Below are 16008 nucleotides of genomic sequence, written 5' to 3'. Positions count from 1 at the left end.
AGCCCGTCCTCCGCCCCGCGCCCGGCCCGTGCGTTTCGCCCCGGCGGTCGGGACGGCGACGGGACGGACGGGCCCGGTCCGGGGCGGCGGCGGGTGCGGGAAGCGCGCGCGGAGGGGAGGCCGGGGGCACCCGATACCCTGGGTACGTCACCGGGGCCCGCCGCGCGCGGCCCGCCAGCGGAATCAGGGGGCTGTCCCACATGCTCAGGGCGCTGATGTACATCCTGCCGATCGCGCTGACGATCTACGCGTTCATCGACTGCCTGAACACCCCCGAGGACGAGACCAAGCACCTGCCCAAGGTGGCGTGGGTCTTCATCATCCTGCTGTTCTGGATCGTCGGCCCCGTCGTCTGGCTCGTCGCGGGCAGGGCGCGGCGCGCCCCGGCCGGCGGCCGTGCGCCCGGTGAGTGGCGCCGCGGCCACCGCGCCGGATGGGTGGCGCCCGACGACAACCCCGAGTTCCTGAAGTCCCTGCGCGAGGAGAACGGGAAGGACGAGTCCCTCCTCGAGGACTGGGAGGCCGACCTCCGCCGCCGCGAGGAGGAGCTGAAGCGCCGCGAACAGGGCGACGGCGGCACGGGCAAGGGCGACGAGGACCCCCGGCAGCCCTGACGGCCGCCGCCGCGCACCGGTGCGCACGGGTACGGCATCAGTTCGAAAACACTCCGCCACGCCGCGATCGCCCAGGGCTATCCTGCCCCCCTGAAGGTGTGACGGGACGTTTCCCGTGACGCTGACGCTGACGCTGCGCGGGGGTGGCGGGTGGACAGAGAGCTGTACGGCCGTGAGGCGGTCCTGGACCCGTCCGGTCTCGTCGCGCGCCTGACCGGCCTCGCCCCGTACGGCTTCTCCGGCGTCCGCTACGAGCACGGCGACGACCCGCCCGTCACCGTCTTCACCGGCGGGCGCGGCATGGGCAAGACCGCGCTGCTCAAGCAGATCCGCAACGCCTACCGCCGCGGCACCCCGCTCGCCCTCCTCGACTGCGCGCGCGTGGAGGAGCCCGCCGAGCACGGCCCCGGCTGGTCCCCGGTCACCGGTGCCCTCGCCGAGCTGGCCGTGCAGCTCTCGCCGCGCGTGCTGTCGGCGAAGCCCGTGCAGTTCCCGCGCCTCGCGCTGGGCCTCGCCGCCGTCGCGAGCATCAGCTGGTCGCAGGAGGACGACGAGCGGGCCCGCCGCGACCTCCAGCGCCTCGGACCGGTCCTGTCGACGGTCGACGAGTCGCGCGGCGCGGCCTCCACCTGGGTCGGCAAGGTCCTCGCGAAGCTCGCCGCGACGGTCGTGGACGGCGCCGCGCCGCTGGCCGGGGTCCTCGCGGAGGCGACGGTGGAGACCCTCCTGGAGGACGTCTTCGGCCGGTCCCAGCGCCGCTCGGAGACCTGGTACGGCGCCTACCGCAGCGGCGGCGGCAACGGCAAGCTCGGCCTGCGCCAGCTCGCCGTGGACTTCTCGCAGGGCGGCACCCGCCGCGCCGGCGCGGAGGGCTTCCTCGTCGGCGCGCTCGTCGAGGACCTGCGCCGCGCGTACGTCGGCCTGACCCGGCTCGGCACGCGGCGCGGGCGACCGGTGGTCCTGCTGGACAACGCCCACCTCCCGCTGGGCCGCCGCCTCGTCGAGCCGATCCTCCGGGACCGCGCGGACGGCCGCCGCGACCAGGTCGTCGTCATCGCGGCGTCCCGCGACCGGGACCACGAGGGGCTGCGCCGCGCGACGCGGCTGAGGTTGCCGGAGGTCGCGCACCGGGCGCCCTGCCCCCGCGGCACGGACATCACGTCGGGCGTCCTCGCCGTGGAGCTGACGCCGCTGAGCGCCGCGCAGACGCGGAGCCTGTTCGACCAGTACGACCCGGCCGGCCGCACGCCCCCCGAACTGCCCGGCGGCGTCCACCGGCTGACCGGCGGGCGGCCGGTGGGCGTGGCACTGCTGGGGCGGGCCGCGGGTGAGGCGCCGGCAGGGGTGCGCGGCTCCCTCACGCCGGGCGCGCTGCTGGACCTGACGGTCGAGGTGCGGGAGGACTCCCCCGCCGTGCCGGTCGCCGAAACGCTGCTGGACGTGCTGCTGCCGGAGCTGCGCCCCGAGGAGGCGGCCGCGCTGACCGTACTGGCGGCCGCGCACGACGAGGAGTCGGCGCGGGTGCTGGCCCGCACCCGGCTGCGGGCCGCCTCCGTGGAGGGGGACGTGACGCTGCGGCTGCGGGACGCGCTGCGGGCGGACGGCTGGCCGGCGGGGACGGCGCGCCCCGGCGGGGCGGGGGCCGGCGGGGACGGGACCGGGACCGGGGGGCGGGCGGGTGCCGCGCCCTCGTACTTCGTCACCGACCCGCTGCTGCGCGCCCTCCTCCTGCACCGGCTCCGCTTCCACGACGGCGACGCCCCCGCGTACGCGGCGTGGCGGGCCGTCCACGAGACGCTGCTCGCCCACTACGGCCCGCGCCCCACCCCGTACCGGCTCCGCCAGGAGCTGGCGCTGGGGCGCACGGGCGACGCGGTGACCGCGCTGCGGGAGGCGTTCCCGGACCCGGACGTGGGCGGCTGGCTGGACCGGCTGCTGTTCGTCGCGTCCGCGCCGTATCCGCGCGATCCGGACCGCGCCGGCCCCGACCCGCGCCGCGCGGTGGCGCTCGGGCAGGACCCGGGCCCGGTCGAGGAGCTGGCCGGGCTCGACGAGGGGACCAGGGCCCTGCACCAGTCGGTGCGGCGGCTGCTGCACGCGGTGTGGCTGCTCACCGATCCGCTGGCGCTGCCCGACGACGACGTGGTCGAGCGGATGGCGTACGAGCTGCGCCAGCTCTCCGGCCGCCACCTGACCGGCAGCCTCCCGCTGTGGGACGCGGCCACCCATTGGCCGAGGGACATACGGGCCTGGCGTGCGCCGTCGTCGCCGGGCAGCGAGGAAGGAGCCTGACGAGCATGGAGAACCCCTTCCGGTACCGCGTCTTCTACACCGTCCGCCAGAAGATCGTCACCAGTACGGTGGTGCTGGCCCTGCTCGCCTGGGGCACCGTCACCGTCGTGCAGCGCGTCACCACGCCCGAGGACCGGTCGTGCGCGCCGGGCGTCGCCCGGCCCGCGGGCAGCGCCGAGTGCGTCGGCGTCGCCACCGCCGGGAACGGCTACGACTTCGGCCAGCCGCACCTGACCCAGGTCGCGGCGGCCATCGGGCGGGAGAACGCCACGCTGGAGGAGGGCCGGTACGCGACGGTCGCCCTGCTGCTCCCGCTGTCGTCGACGAGCCCGGGGCTCCGCGAGAAGGTCCGGGGCGAGCTGCAGGGCGCGTTCGCACAGCAGTACCGGGCCAACCGGCGGAACAACGAGTCCCCGAAGGTACGGCTCCTCCTCGCCAACACCGGCAAGGACAACGTCCACTGGAAGACGGCCGTCGACCAGTTGAAGGCCATGACGGGCGCCCCGCACCGGTTGCGGGCCGTGTCGGGCATCGCGACCAGCAGCACCCCCGTGCGGAACGCGGTCGGGGAGCTGACCCGCGCCGGCATCGCCGTCGTGGGCACCACGATCACCGCCGACGACCTCGCCAACGGTCCCGGCCGCAACCGCTTCCCCGGCCTCGCCCGGGTCTCCCCCACCAACGGCGACGAGGCGCGCGCCCTCGCCGGCTTCGGCCGGCGGGTGGACGCGACGAAGGCGCTGCTCGTGCACGACACGCGGACCGGTGACTACTACACGAACTCCCTGAAGAACGCGTTCTCCAGCCTGCTGGCCCGCTCCCCGTACGAGCCGGTGCTGTTCACGTCCGCCGACGACCCGAACGCCGAGGGCACGACGGCCAACACGTTCCGGCAGATCACGCACCTGGTGTGCGACACGCGCGCGGAGACGGTGTTCTTCGCCGGGCGCCACACGCAACTGCGGCAGTTCATCAACGCGCTGGGCGCGCGCGGCTGCACGGAGCGCCGGTTCACGGTGCTGACCGGCGACGAGGGCTCGTACCTGGGCGCGGACCCGCAGCTTGACCGGTCGGCGCTCGACTCGGGGCTGACGGTCCGTTACGCGGCGCTGGCGCACCCGGACGCCTGGCGGGCGCGGGCCGGGTACCGGCCGCCGGCGACGGGCGGCTCGGCGGACGCGTACGCGGAGTTCGTACGGACGCTGGGCGAGGTGGCGGAGGAACCGGTGGGGCCGATCGGGCGGGTCACGCTCACGGACGGGCAGGCGATCGTCGCGCACGACGCGATGGCGATGGCCGTACGGGCCATCCGGGAGGCGACGCCCACGGGCGCCCACGTCCCGCCGCTCAGGGACGTGGCGGAGCAGTGGCCGCGGGTGAAGGGCTCCCTGAAGGTGACGGGCGCGAGCGGCTGGATCTGCCTGGACAACCACGGCAACCCGTACAACAAGGCGGTGCCGGTGGTTCAGCTCACGCGGAGCACGCCGCGGTTCGTGGCCATGGCGTGGCCGGAGGGCGGGCCGCCCGTGGCCGGGGCCGACCATGACGGGTGCGCCCGTGGCCGGAGCCGCTCATAGCCGGGGGCGCTCATGACCGGAGGCCGCGCGGTGACCGTCCCGGACACAGCGGGACCGCCGGGGCCACCGGGACCGCGCGGGAGGACCGCCCCGCCGGGCCGGGGCTCCGGCACGCCGGCGGCGGCGCCCGGCCGGGAGCCGGGGCCGGCGCGATCCGCGGCGGCCGGCCGCACGGCCTCCCCGGGGCGGCCGGGGAGGGCCGCGGACCGCGGGACGCGCCGGTCACCGCGGGCCCCGGCGGCGCCGACCCACCGTGACGGCGCGCCCGCCGACTCCTCCGGTGCCGCGCGGCGGCGCGCCGCCCGCTACCGCCGCGGAGGGGTCACTGAACGCCCGCGTACGAGTGCAGGCTGTTCACGAAGAGGTTCACGCCGTAGTAGTTGAACAGCCAGCAGGCGAAGGCGATGAGCGCGATGTACGACGCCTTGCGGCCCTTCCAACCGACCGTCGCGCGGGCGTGCAGGTACGCGGCATAGGCGACCCAGGTGATGAAGGACCAGACCTCCTTGGCGTCCCAGCCCCAGTAGCGGCCCCACGCGTCACCGGCCCAGATGGCGCCCGCGATGATCGTGAACGTCCACAGCGGGAAGACGGCCGCGTTGACGCGGTACGCGAACTTGTCGAACGTCGCGGCGGCGGGCAGCCGCTCCATGATCGACCGGCTGAGCGCGCCCGGCGTCTCGCCGCGCGCCACCTTGGCCTCGTACCCGTCGCGCAGCAGGTACAGCAGCGTGGTCACGGCGCCGATGTAGAAGACCGCGCCGCAGAAGATCGCGGTGGAGACGTGGATCCACAGCCAGTACGAGTCGAGGGCGGGGACGAGCTGGTCGCTCTCGGTGTAGAGCCAGGTGGTGGCGAGGCCCAGGTCGAGGAGGACGGTGGTGACCAGGGGCAGGCCGAGCCAGCGGACGTTCTTCCCGGCGAGGAGGAAGGCGAGGTACGCGCCGGCCGCGACGGTGGAGAACGTCAGCGAGAACTCGTACATGTTGCCCCACGGCGCCCGCTGCACGGACATGGCGCGGGAGACGACGCCGCCGGCCTCCAGCAGGAACGCCAGCGTGGTGAGCGACACGGCGATGCGCCCGTACAGGTCGCCCTTCTCGTCGCCGGCGGCCGCGCCGGGGCCGTCCGGGACGTTCCGCGCCCCGGCGGCGCCGCGCGTGACGATCGCGGGCCTGTCGAGCACGGCGGTGCCGGCGGACCCGGCGGCCTGCTTGCCGCGCACCTGGACGGCGGGCGCGGCGGACGCGCCGCCGGTGGCGGTGAGGGCGGCTGCGGTGCGGCCGACCTTGCTGCGGCTGCCGAGCACCCACTCGGCGATGTGCGCGAGGAACGCCAGGGTGTACACGGCCATGGCCGAGTAGACGAGGACGTTGCTGATGTGCGCCAGGTTCTCGTTGGCGGCGGCGATGGTCACTGCGATGCCCCTTCGGCAGGAACAGCCTCTTCGGCGGGTTCGGCGTCGCCGTCCACGGTGTCGTGGGCGGCGGCGTCACGGTTCTCGGCGTCGTCCGCCGGCGTGTCGCCCGCGGGCTCGTCGCCCGCCGGCTCGTGCCCCGCGGGCGCGGGCGGCGCGGTGGGCGCGACGGAGTGGAGCGCGGCCGCCAGCTCGGCCAGCTCCTCGGGGAGCTTCGCGGACTCGCTCCGCCCCAGCCCCGCCATCTCCAGGACGGTCACGCCGTCCTCGCCCTCGACGGCCCGCACCCAGACGCGGCGCCGCTGGATGAACAGCGAGCCGACGAGGCCCAGGATGGCGGCGACGGCACCGGTCAGCGCCCAGCCGTTGCCGGGCTGCTGGCTGATCTGGAAGCTGGCCCACTCCTTGATCTCCTTCTCGAAGGTGATCGAGCCGGCCCCGTCCGGCAGCGTGAAGGTCTCGCCGGGCTTGAGCTGCTTCTTCAGGATGTCGCCGTTCGCGTCCTTGAACGGGGTCATCTTGCTGGTGTCCAGCTGGTACACGTTCTGCGGCACGCCCGAGTCGGCGCGCAGGTCGCCGCGGTACGCGGAGACGCTCAGCCGCGGGTCCACGACCGCGGGGAACACGGAGAACATCTGCCCCTGGCCCTCGCCCGCGAAGGTCGGCACGAAGAACAGCGGGATGCCCAGTTGGTCCCTCTTGCCGTTCTTGTCCCTGTAGCCGTCCTTGATCTTGACGACGCCCTGCGAGGTGACGTTGGCGTCGATCGGCAGCAGCGGCACGGCTTCCCGGCTGACGATCTCGCCCTTGCCGTCCCGGACGGTGACGACGGGGGCGTACCCGTGCTCGATCAGGTACACCTTCGTGTCGTCGACCTCCAGCGGCTCGTTGACCCGGATCACGGCCTTCTTGTCCGGGCCGCCGTTCTCCGCGTACGTGATGTCGGCCTCGAAGGTGCGGGGGGTGCCGCGCTGCGGCCCGGTCGCCTCGTACGTCCCGGTGAACTGCTTCAGTTCGAAGCTGAAGTGGCTCAGGTCGTCCAGGGAGAACATCGGGCCGGAGCGGAAGTCGTCGTACTGGCTGAGCGTGTTGGCGAAGCCGTCGCCCTCGACGATCAGCTTGCCGCCCTCGGACCGGAAGAGCTGCCCGGCGGCGAAGGCGAGGAGCATCACGATGAGCGAGATGTGGAAGAGGAGGTTGCCGGCCTCGCGGAGGTAGCCCTTCTCCGCGGCGACCGCGTCGCCCGCCACATGGGTCCGGAAGCGCCTCTTGCGCAGCAACTTCAGCGCCGCCTCGCGGGCCTGCCCGGGCGTGGCCTCCGTGCGCCAGGTCGTGTACGCGGGGAGGCGCGTGAGCCGCTTGGGCGCGCCCGGCGGGCGGCTGCGGAGCTGGCCGACGAACTGCCAGCTGCGCGGGACGATGCAGCCGATGAGGGAGACGAACAGCAGGATGTAGATCGCGGAGAACCACACCGAGCTGTAGACGTCGAAGAGCTGGAGCTTCTCGTAGATCGGCGCGAGCGTCCTGTGGGACTCCTTGAAGGCGTTGACCTTCGTCTCGTCCACGCCGTTCTGCGGGATGAGGGAGCCGGGGATCGCGCCGAGGGAGAGCAGGAACAGCAGGATCAGCGCGACCCGCATGGAGGTGAGCTGCCGCCAGAACCAGCGGATCCAGCCGACGGGGCCGAGGGCCGGGAGCCCGGCCGACGCGGGCTCGGGGGCCTGGTCGGGGGTGGTGGAAAGCTGCTCGCCGGCGGCGCCGAGGGACTGCTCGTCCGGTACGGCCCGCCCGGGGTCGCCGGGCCCACCGGTCTGTTCGGTCTGTTCGGTCTGTTCGGTGTTGCTCATGGTGACCTCAGATCCCCACCTGGAAGCTGCTGGACCAGCTCTGCATCTCCTGCACGAGCGCGTCCCACACGCCGGTCAGCAGGAGCAGACCGGTCGCGATCATCATGCCGCCGCCGATCCGCATCACCCAGGCGTAGTGCCGCTTGACCCAGCCGAACGCGCCCAGCGCCCTGCGGAAGGCCACGGCGGCGACGACGAACGGCACGCCGAGACCGAGGCAGTACGCGAGGGTGAGCAGCGCGCCGCGCCCGGCGCTGGCCTCGTTGAGCGCGAGCGCGTTGACGGCGGTGAGGGTCGGGCCGATGCACGGCGTCCAGCCGATGCCGAAGAGCACGCCGATGACCGGCGCGCCGACGAGGCCGGCGGCCGGCCGCTTGTGGAACCGGAACTCGCGCTGCGTGAGCCACGGCATGAGCCCCATGAAGAAGACGCCCATGAGGATCATGACCACGCCGAGGACCTTGCTCAGGACCTCGCGGTACTCCAGGAGCGTCTGGCCCGAGTAGCCGAACAGGGCGCCGCCGGAGACGAAGACGGCGGAGAAGCCGAGGACGAACAGGCCGGCGCCGAGCACCATCCGGCCGCGCCGCGCCTCGGCCAGGTCGGTGCCGGTGACCCCGGTCACGTACGAGAGGTAGCCGGGGACGAGGGGCAGCACGCAGGGCGAGAAGAAGGAGACCAGGCCGCCGAGGACGGCGACGGGCAGGGCCAGCAGGAGGGCCCCGCTGAAGACCGTCTCGTTCATGGACTACTGCCCGTCGGCCTTCTCGGCGAGCACCGGGGCGATCATCGAGCGCAGTTCCTTCTCGGAGAGCGCCTTCAGGGCCCGTGCGGCGATCTTCCCGTCGCGGTCGAGGACCAGCGTCGAGGGGATCGCCTGTGGGTGGACGGCGCCCTTGGGGAAGCCGTTGAGGACGAGCTTGCCGTACCGGTCGTAGAGGCTCGGGTACGGGATCTTGAAGTCCTTCTCGAACTTGATCGACTTGCCCTTGTCGCTGCGGGTGTTGATGCCGACGAACTCGACGCCCTCGGACTTGAGGTCGCCTGCCACCTTCGCGAAGTGCGGGGCCTCGGCGCGGCAGGGGTTGCACCAGTCGCCCCACAGGTTGAGGACGACGACCTTGCCCTTGAAGTCGGCGACGTCGAGCCGGTCGCCTTCGAGCGTCTCGCCCGCGAGCTCCTTGGGCGCGGGGCGCTCGTCCTTGGCGATGGTGGCGATGCCGCCGATGTTGGTGACGAAGTTGGTGTTGCCGCCACCGCCGGACGTGCCCTTGGGGCTGCCGCTGCACGCGGTCAGCGCGAGCGCGGCCGCCAGGGCGCCGGCGGTGAGCAGGAGGCCTCGGTGGGCGCGGCTGTGGCTCATGTGAAAAGTTTCGCATGGGCGTTGCGCGGATCTTGGCCGCCCCCCTGAGTGCCCGTAAAGCCCCTTGTGAAGCTCCGTTAAGCCCGCAGGAAGGCGTTCCAGCCGCCGGCCGGGGATTCTCCGACCCCGAGGGACCGGAGCTTCTTCAAGATCTTCGGGTCCTGCGCGTCGAGCCAGTCGACGAGCTGCCGGAAGGAGACGAGGCGCACGTCCTCCTTTCCGGCCATGACTTTGAGCGCCTCTTCGACGGCGTCCATGTAGATCCCGCCGTTCCACTGCTCGAAGTGGTTGCCGATGAAGAAGGGCGCCCGATTCGTTTCGTACGCGCGCGTGAATCCGGCCAGATACGCCTCGGTGGCCTGCCTCTTCCAGCCGGGGTACCGGGAGGGCACGCCCCGGGTGGAGTTCTTCGACTGGTTGGCGAGGATGTTGTAGTCCATCGACAGGACCTCGAAGGAGCGGCCGGGGAACGGCACGGCCTGGAGGGGCAGGTCCCACAGGCCCTCCCGCCTGGCGGGCCAGACCTGGCGGCCGCCGGGGGACGAGGCGTCGTAGCGCCAGCCGAGCCTCCTGGCGGTGGGCAGGAGGCCGTCCTGGCCGAGGAGGCAGGGGGTGCGGCCGCCGACGAGTTCCCTGCGGTAGTCGAAGGGGAGCGGGTCGAGGTCGGTCCAGCCGCTGTTGGTCTTCCATTCGGTGACGAATTTCACCGCCTGCTCGATTTCGTCGCGCCAGTCGTCGGGGGTCCAGTTCCCGACGGATCCGGGGCCGCCGCAGAAATGGCCGTTGAAGTGGGTGCCTATCTCGTGCCCGTCGAGCCACGCCCGGCGGAGGTGTTTCAGGGTGTCCTTGATGTGCGCGTCGGTGAGGTACCCGATGTCGGAGGCGCCGGGGCGGTTGTTCGGCGGGCGGTAGAGGGTCTTCTTCGATTCGGGGAGGAGGTAGATCCCGGAGAGGAAGAACGTCATCGCCGCGCCGTGATCCCTGGCGAGGTCGAGGAAGCGCGGGAAGAGGCCGTTCCCGACCTCCCCGGCGCCGTCCCAGGAGAAGACCACGAACTGCGGCGGGGTCCGGCCCGGTTCGAGGGGGGCGGGGCGGGCGGGCTGGTGGGGCTGCCCGCCGGTGTCGGCGGTGGAGCCGTCGCCGAGGAGGCGCCCGGGCGGCGCGCCGCCGGGACCGCCGCCCTTTCCGGGACGTCCGCCACCGCGCCCGCCGCCGTCGCGGTCACCGGCCCCGCGGGCGCCGCCGGAGCCGCCGGGGCCGTCACCGGGGGCGCCGCAGCCGCCCGCTCCGAGCGCGGCCGCGACGCCGACCCCCGCCCCCAGCAGTCCCCTCCGGCCGACCGCGCGCATGCCGCTCCCCCTTCCGCTCCCGGGTGCGCCGGGCGGGGTTCCGGCCCGGCGCACGGGGAGATGCGGAAAAGAGGAACGGGGTTCCGCCGATAATCACACGATTATCGGCGTGCTGAAACGGTTACCCCGCCCCGGGACCGCCGTCCCGGGAACTCAGGCGCCAAATCCCTTCGACTTCCCCTTCACCGGCTTGGCGCCCGCGAGCAGGTGCGCCGGTACGAGGTCGCGGGCCGGTTCGCTGTAGCCGACCGAGACGATCTGGTCGCCGTGGTACGTGAACGTCGTCAGCGACGCCAGGGTGCACTGCCGGCGCCGCGGGTCGTGCCACAGCCGGCGCCGCTCGACGAAGCTCCGCACGATCCAGATGGGCAGTTGGTGGCTGACGCACACCGCCTCGCGCCCGCGGGCCGCGTCGCGCGCCGAGCCGAGCGCGCCCATCATCCGGACGACCTGGTCGACGTAGGGCTCGCCCCACGACGGCCGGAACGGGTTGGTCAGGTGCCGCCAGTTGCCCGGCCTGCGAAGGGCGCCGTCGCCGACGCCGAAGGTCTTGCCCTCGAAGACGTTGCCCGCCTCGATCAGCCGCTCGTCCGTGGCCAGGGACAGGCCGTGCGTCCCGGCGATCGGCTCCGCCGTCTCCTGCGCCCGCTCCAGCGGGGACGCCACGACGTACGCGATGTCCCGGTCGGCCAGGTGCTCGGCGACCCGGTCGGCCATCCGGCGGCCCAGCTCCGACAGGTGGTACCCGGCGCGGCGGCCGTACAGGACGCCGTCCGGGTTGTGCACCTCGCCGTGGCGCATCAGGTGGACGACGGTCACCTCCTCCGGCCGCACGTCCGTCATGCCGCGCCCTCCGTGGCCTCCGCCGCGGCGCGGGCGGCGGCGGGCAGCGCGGCGGCGATCCGCTCGACGGCGCGCTCGTCGTGGGCCGTCGACACGAACCACGACTCGAAGGCGGACGGCGGCAGGTAGACGCCCTGCGCCAGCATCGAGTGGAAGAACGCGGTGAAGCGGAAGGACTCCTGCCGCTTGGCGTCCTCGTAGTCGCGGACGTCGCGGTCGGTGAAGAAGACCGAGAACATGTTGGACGCGTTCTGCAGCCGGTGGGCCACGCCCTCCTTGGCCAGCGCGTCCGTCACCAGTCCCTGGATCTCCCGCGAGACCGCGTCGACCTTCTCGTACGCGGCGTCGTCGAGCAGCCGCAGCTGCGCGAGGCCCGCGGCGGTGGCGACGGGGTTGCCGGAGAGCGTGCCCGCCTGGTAGACCGGGCCGGCCGGCGCGAGGTGCGCCATGACGTCGGCACGGCCGCCGAACGCCGCGGCCGGGAAGCCGCCGCCCATGACCTTGCCGAAGGTCATCAGGTCGGGCGCGACGCCGTCCACGCCGTACCAGCCCGCCCTGGACGTGCGGAAGCCGGTCATGACCTCGTCGGAGATGTACAGCGCGCCGTTCTTCGCGCAGGCGTCCTTGAGGCCCTGGTTGAAGCCGGGGCGGGGCGGGACGACGCCCATGTTGCCGGGGGACGCCTCGGTGATCACGCAGGCGATCTCGCCCGGGTGGCGGTGGAACGCCTCCTGGACGGCCTCCAGGTCGTTGTAGGGCAGCACGATCGTGTCGCCGGCCTGCGCGCCCGTGACGCCGGGCGTGTCGGGCAGCCCGAAGGTGGCGACGCCGGAGCCGGCGGCGGCCAGCAGCGCGTCCACGTGCCCGTGGTAGCAGCCCGCGAACTTGATCACCTTGCTGCGGCCGGTGAAACCGCGGGCCAGGCGGATCGCGGACATGGTCGCCTCGGTGCCGCTGGACACGAGCCGCACCTGCTCGACCGGGGCGACCCGCGCCACGATCTCCTCCGCGAGCGCGACCTCGCCCTCGCCCGGCGTGCCGAAGGAGGTGCCGCGCGCGACGGCCTCCTGCACGGCGGCGATGACCTCGGGGTGGGAGTGGCCGAGGATCATCGGCCCCCAGGAGCAGACGAGGTCGACGTACTCGCGCCCGTCCGCGTCGGTGAGGTACGGGCCCGTGCCGGACACCATGAAGCGGGGCGTGCCGCCCACGGCGCGGAAGGCGCGCACGGGGGAGTTCACGCCGCCGGGCGTCACCTGGGAGGCGCGGTCGAAGAGCGACTGTGAGACTGGGGCTTCGTATGAGTACGACACTGGGGTCCTGACCTGCGAGAACGAGTGGACGGACGGCTGGTGCGGGCGCTGCCGCCGGGGCGGCGGCGGGACGGTCCCGCGGGGGCGGTGCGAGCCGTGTTCCCTATTCACGGCATCCGGTTTCACGACGATCGGCCGGGCGGCCTTGCTTCGGCGCGACGCCTTCCCTCACGATCTTGTTTCACAAGGCCGTTCCCCCGCTCGGGCGAAGCTGAGGGATCACGGAGTTTCCGGACCCTGTTTTCGGCAAGGCGCCGGCCCTCCGCGTCTGCGAAACTGGGGCGTCATAGGGAGAGCTCACGGAAACCATGGTGTCAGAGGCCGGGACGTTCTTGCGGACAGGTGTTTCACCACCCGCCCGCGGGGGAGGTCACTGACACGATGATCGGGTCGCGCGGCGGGGGCCGTGTCACCCTGCAAGCAGTCGGGTGGAGATATGCATCGCGGTGGCGGACTGGGCGAGGGGACCGGCGATCTGGGCCCCGAGCGTGCCCGGCGGGGGAGGCACCGGCGACAGCGGGACGATCCCGCCCCGCGGGAGCCCGTACGACGGGATGACGGCTTCCAACGGGAAGTCCCCGCGGGAGGCGCGCCCCTGGGGGCGGACCCCCTGGGGGGCAGGGGCGGACGCATGGGGGTGACCTACAAGTACTTCGGCGCGCCCAACGGCGCGACGGCCGCGCGCGTGCCGATCTCGATGCGGCCCGAGGAGCTCGGCGGCGACGAGCTCGGCATGGGCGGGATGTTCACCAAGATCAAGCCGGAGACCATAGCCGCCATGGTGCTGACCGGCCTCCAGGGCATGCCCCTGCACAAGGTGCCGCCGCTGGAGCTGGTGGTGCTGCACCCCGACTACGCGGTGGTGAAGCTGCCGATGACGGTCGTCGACCCGCTGCGCGGGGTCGGCGAGGAGTCCGTGGGCGCCGCCGCCTTCATCTGGTCGACGGTTCCGGACCGGGGCGGGCCGCGCGACGCGTTCGACGTGTACCAGTTGCTGCACGAGTGGCAGGACTTCTCGGTGCGGCTCCACGAGGCGGGCCACCAGCCGTACTGTCTCGTCTGGCCCTGATGGACGCCGCGCCGCCCGTGCGGCTCGTCCCCTGGTCGGAGGGCGACTTCGCGCTGCTGCGGGCGGCCAACGCGCCGGAGGTGACGGCGTACCTGGGCGGGCCGGAGACCGAGGAGCGGCTGGCCCGGCGGCACCGGCGGTACGTGGAGATGAGCGGGGGCCCGAAGGAGGCCGGACGGATGTACCGGGTCGTCCTGCTGCCCGGGGAGGTGCCGGTCGGCACGATCGGGTACTGGCCGCTGACCTGGGACGGCGAGCGGGTGTACGAGACGGGGTGGAGCGTCCTGCCCGGCTTCCAGCGGCGCGGCGTGGCCACGGCGGCGGCGGGCGCGGTGGTGGCGCTGGCGCGCGAGGCGCGGATGTACCGGTACCTGCACGCCTACCCGTCCGTGCGGAACGCCGCGTCGAACGCGGTGTGCCGCAAGGCGGGTTTCGAACTGCGGGGCGAGCGCCTCTTCGAGTACCCGGCGGGACGGCTGACGCCGAGCAACGACTGGCGCTTCGATCTTGAGGCGTGACCCGGGCGACGCGCACCGGACTAACGGTTTAGAGTGTTCCAACCATTAGGCGCGTCCAGGGGGGCTCCCGTGCTGCTGGCCCACATCAGCGATCTGCATCTCGACGGAACCGAGCGCGCGACGGAGCGCGCCGTCCGCGTCGTCCGGTACCTGAACGGCCTGTCCCGGCGCCCCGACGCGGTCCTGGTCACGGGCGACATCGCGGACCACGGGGCGCCCGAGGAGTACGCGCAGGCGGCGGAGCTGCTGGCGGGGCTGCGGGCGCCCGCGTACACCTGCCCCGGCAACCACGACGACCGGGCCGCCTACCGGAAGGTCCTGCTGGGCGAGGACGGCGCCGGGGACCCCGGCGCGGCGGTGAACCGGGTGCACCACGTGGCGGGCCACGCCCTGCTGATGTGCGACTCGACGATCCCGGGCGAGGACGCGGGCCGGTTCGACGCGCGGACGCTCGACTGGCTGGAGCGGACCCTGGACGACCTGGCCGGCGCGCCCGCCCTGCCGGCCTTCCACCACCCGCCGGCCGCGCTGCGCCACCCGGTGCTGGACGGGATGAACCTCCTGAACGCCGACGACCTGGCCCGCCTGCTGGCCGGGCGCCGGAACGTCCCGGCCCTCTTCGCGGGCCACGCCCACACCCCGGCCGCGACCGTGTTCGCCGGCCGTCCGCTGCTGGTGGCCCCGGGCGTGGTGTCGACGGTGCGGATGCCGTGGGAGGCGGGCGAGGGCTTCACCGACCGCGCGGCGCCGCCGGGGGTGGCGTTCCACGTGGTGGACGAGGACGGCGGGGTGACGACCCACTTCAGGGTGGTGGCGTAGGAACGGCGCCTCCTGGGCGGGACCGGCGGCGGGGGGCCGGCGGACACGGCAGGGACTGGCGGGGTGGCGGGGACCGGCGGGACAGCGACCCCAGGCAGGTCCGTGCGGCGGGAGCCGGAGCCAGGCAGGGGAGGCCGGACCGGTGCGGGCGGCGGGAGCCGGGGCCGGGCGGTGGGGCCTGGAAATGATCTGGCTGGGGCGGGCCGCCCGGTGGCATCCTGGCCGCGTGAACGGACCGGAGATCCACATCAGCTTCGCGCCCGAACTCGGCCTGTTCGTACCGGCACCCCGCCGTGCCGGTCGTACGGCCCTGGTGACGGACGGCGTGTCGACGCTCGGGCACGTCGTCGAGTCGCTCGGCGTGCCGCTCACCGAGGTGGGCGCCCTGCTGGTGTCCGGCGAGCCGGTCCCCGCCTCGCACGTGCCGGCCTCCGGCGACGAGATCGAGGTACGGGGCGTACGGCGCCCCCAGGAGGTGCCGGGGGCGCCGCTCCGGTTCCTGCTCGACGTCCACCTGGGCACGCTCGCGCGGCGGCTGCGGCTGCTGGGCGTCGACGCCGCGTACGAGAGCGAGGACATCGGCGACGCCGCGCTGGCCGCGCAGTCGGCGCGGGAGCGGCGCGTGATGCTCTCGCGCGACCGCGGGCTGCTGCGCCGCCGGGAGCTGTGGGCGGGCGCGTACGTCTACAGCCACCGCCCGGACGAGCAACTGCGCGACGTGCTGGAGCGCTTCGCCCCGCGCCTCGCTCCGTGGACCCGCTGCACGGCCTGCAACGGCGTGCTGACCGAGGCGGACAAGGACGAGGTGCGTGAGCGCCTGGAGCACGGCACGCAGCGCACGTACGACGTGTTCGCCCGCTGTACGGCCTGCGACCGCGTGTACTGGCGCGGCGCCCACCACGCCCGCCTGGACGACATCGTCCGCACGGCCCTCCGCGAGTTCGGCGGCGCGGCGGCCTGACGGCCCGGCGACCTGACGGCCGGCCG

14 protein-coding genes are annotated in these 16008 nt (G+C 73.7%); 7 read left to right on the top strand and 7 right to left on the bottom strand.

Going from position 1 to position 16008, the window contains the following annotated elements:
- Positions 1-200: 200 nt before the first annotated feature.
- From AC07D6_RS06080 to AC07D6_RS06070, 3 genes are all read left to right on the top strand, one after another.
- On the top strand, positions 201-614 hold the full coding sequence (locus AC07D6_RS06080; protein WP_479042444.1) for a PLD nuclease N-terminal domain-containing protein: 414 nt from the start codon (positions 201-203) through the stop codon (positions 612-614).
- A gap of 150 nt (positions 615-764) precedes the next feature.
- Positions 765-2906, top strand: coding sequence for a hypothetical protein (locus AC07D6_RS06075; protein WP_479042442.1), 2142 nt, complete (start codon positions 765-767; stop codon positions 2904-2906).
- A 5-nt stretch (positions 2907-2911) separates the two neighbouring features.
- A complete protein-coding gene (locus AC07D6_RS06070) occupies positions 2912-4483 on the top strand; it encodes a type 1 periplasmic-binding domain-containing protein (RefSeq protein WP_479042440.1) in 1572 nt (523 codons plus the stop codon).
- A 322-nt stretch (positions 4484-4805) separates the two neighbouring features.
- On the opposite strand, the gene ccsB is transcribed toward AC07D6_RS06070, so the two are convergent.
- The 7 genes from ccsB to hemL form a co-directional block, all read right to left on the bottom strand.
- Complete coding sequence (ccsB, locus tag AC07D6_RS06065) at positions 4806-5900, bottom strand: c-type cytochrome biogenesis protein CcsB (RefSeq protein ID WP_479042438.1); 1095 nt, start codon at positions 5898-5900, stop codon at positions 4806-4808.
- Positions 5897-7747 (bottom strand): cytochrome c biogenesis protein ResB, encoded by a 1851-nt coding sequence (gene resB / locus AC07D6_RS06060; protein WP_479042436.1) that lies wholly within the window; start codon positions 7745-7747, stop codon positions 5897-5899. Before resB ends, ccsB begins: the two co-directional genes overlap by 4 nt.
- Before the next feature lie 7 nt (positions 7748-7754).
- The gene (locus AC07D6_RS06055; RefSeq protein ID WP_479042434.1) at positions 7755-8492 is read right to left on the bottom strand and encodes a cytochrome c biogenesis CcdA family protein; all 738 of its coding nucleotides are present in this window, start codon (positions 8490-8492) and stop codon (positions 7755-7757) included.
- A 3-nt stretch (positions 8493-8495) separates the two neighbouring features.
- Positions 8496-9110, bottom strand: coding sequence for a TlpA family protein disulfide reductase (locus AC07D6_RS06050; protein ID WP_479042431.1), 615 nt, complete (start codon positions 9108-9110; stop codon positions 8496-8498).
- A 77-nt stretch (positions 9111-9187) separates the two neighbouring features.
- Positions 9188-10459, bottom strand: coding sequence for a polysaccharide deacetylase family protein (locus AC07D6_RS06045; RefSeq protein ID WP_315876694.1), 1272 nt, complete (start codon positions 10457-10459; stop codon positions 9188-9190).
- Positions 10460-10612: 153 nt separating this feature from the next.
- Positions 10613-11302, bottom strand: a complete 690-nt coding sequence (locus AC07D6_RS06040; RefSeq protein ID WP_315876693.1) for a histidine phosphatase family protein — start codon at positions 11300-11302, stop codon at positions 10613-10615.
- Positions 11299-12615 (bottom strand): glutamate-1-semialdehyde 2,1-aminomutase, encoded by a 1317-nt coding sequence (gene hemL / locus AC07D6_RS06035; RefSeq protein ID WP_315876692.1) that lies wholly within the window; start codon positions 12613-12615, stop codon positions 11299-11301. Before hemL ends, AC07D6_RS06040 begins: the two co-directional genes overlap by 4 nt.
- Positions 12616-13051: 436 nt before the next feature.
- Here hemL and AC07D6_RS06030 point away from each other — a divergent pair, with 436 nt between their 5' ends.
- The 4 genes from AC07D6_RS06030 (at position 13052) to AC07D6_RS06015 (ending at position 15982) form a co-directional block, all read left to right on the top strand.
- Positions 13052-13684 carry a hypothetical protein gene (locus AC07D6_RS06030; RefSeq protein ID WP_479042428.1) on the top strand — a complete coding sequence of 211 codons (633 nt, stop codon included), beginning with the start codon at positions 13052-13054 and terminating at the stop codon, positions 13682-13684.
- The gene (locus tag AC07D6_RS06025; RefSeq protein WP_315876690.1) at positions 13684-14202 is read left to right on the top strand and encodes a GNAT family N-acetyltransferase; all 519 of its coding nucleotides are present in this window, start codon (positions 13684-13686) and stop codon (positions 14200-14202) included. The genes AC07D6_RS06030 and AC07D6_RS06025 overlap by 1 nt, the downstream gene beginning before the upstream one ends.
- Before the next feature lie 69 nt (positions 14203-14271).
- Positions 14272-15021, top strand: coding sequence for a phosphodiesterase (locus tag AC07D6_RS06020; RefSeq protein WP_479042427.1), 750 nt, complete (start codon positions 14272-14274; stop codon positions 15019-15021).
- A 226-nt stretch (positions 15022-15247) separates the two neighbouring features.
- Positions 15248-15982, top strand: a complete 735-nt coding sequence (locus AC07D6_RS06015; RefSeq protein ID WP_479042425.1) for a Mut7-C RNAse domain-containing protein — start codon at positions 15248-15250, stop codon at positions 15980-15982.
- Positions 15983-16008: the final 26 nt, after the last annotated feature.

It is taken from the genome of Streptomyces sp. NPDC045287 (genome assembly GCF_056432325.1).
This window is presented reverse-complemented; position numbering and strand designations above follow the sequence as displayed.

Coding starts and splice junctions, on each gene's coding strand:
- AC07D6_RS06080 (WP_479042444.1), top strand. CDS start 201: ATGCTCAGGGCGCTGATGTACATCCTGCCGATCGCGCTGACGATCTAC.
- AC07D6_RS06070 (WP_479042440.1), top strand. CDS start 2,912: ATGGAGAACCCCTTCCGGTACCGCGTCTTCTACACCGTCCGCCAGAAG.
- resB (WP_479042436.1), bottom strand. CDS start 7,747: ATGAGCAACACCGAACAGACCGAACAGACCGAACAGACCGGTGGGCCC.
- AC07D6_RS06055 (WP_479042434.1), bottom strand. CDS start 8,492: ATGAACGAGACGGTCTTCAGCGGGGCCCTCCTGCTGGCCCTGCCCGTC.
- AC07D6_RS06050 (WP_479042431.1), bottom strand. CDS start 9,110: ATGAGCCACAGCCGCGCCCACCGAGGCCTCCTGCTCACCGCCGGCGCC.
- AC07D6_RS06045 (WP_315876694.1), bottom strand. CDS start 10,459: ATGCGCGCGGTCGGCCGGAGGGGACTGCTGGGGGCGGGGGTCGGCGTC.
- AC07D6_RS06040 (WP_315876693.1), bottom strand. CDS start 11,302: ATGACGGACGTGCGGCCGGAGGAGGTGACCGTCGTCCACCTGATGCGC.
- AC07D6_RS06030 (WP_479042428.1), top strand. CDS start 13,052: ATGCATCGCGGTGGCGGACTGGGCGAGGGGACCGGCGATCTGGGCCCC.
- AC07D6_RS06025 (WP_315876690.1), top strand. CDS start 13,684: ATGGACGCCGCGCCGCCCGTGCGGCTCGTCCCCTGGTCGGAGGGCGAC.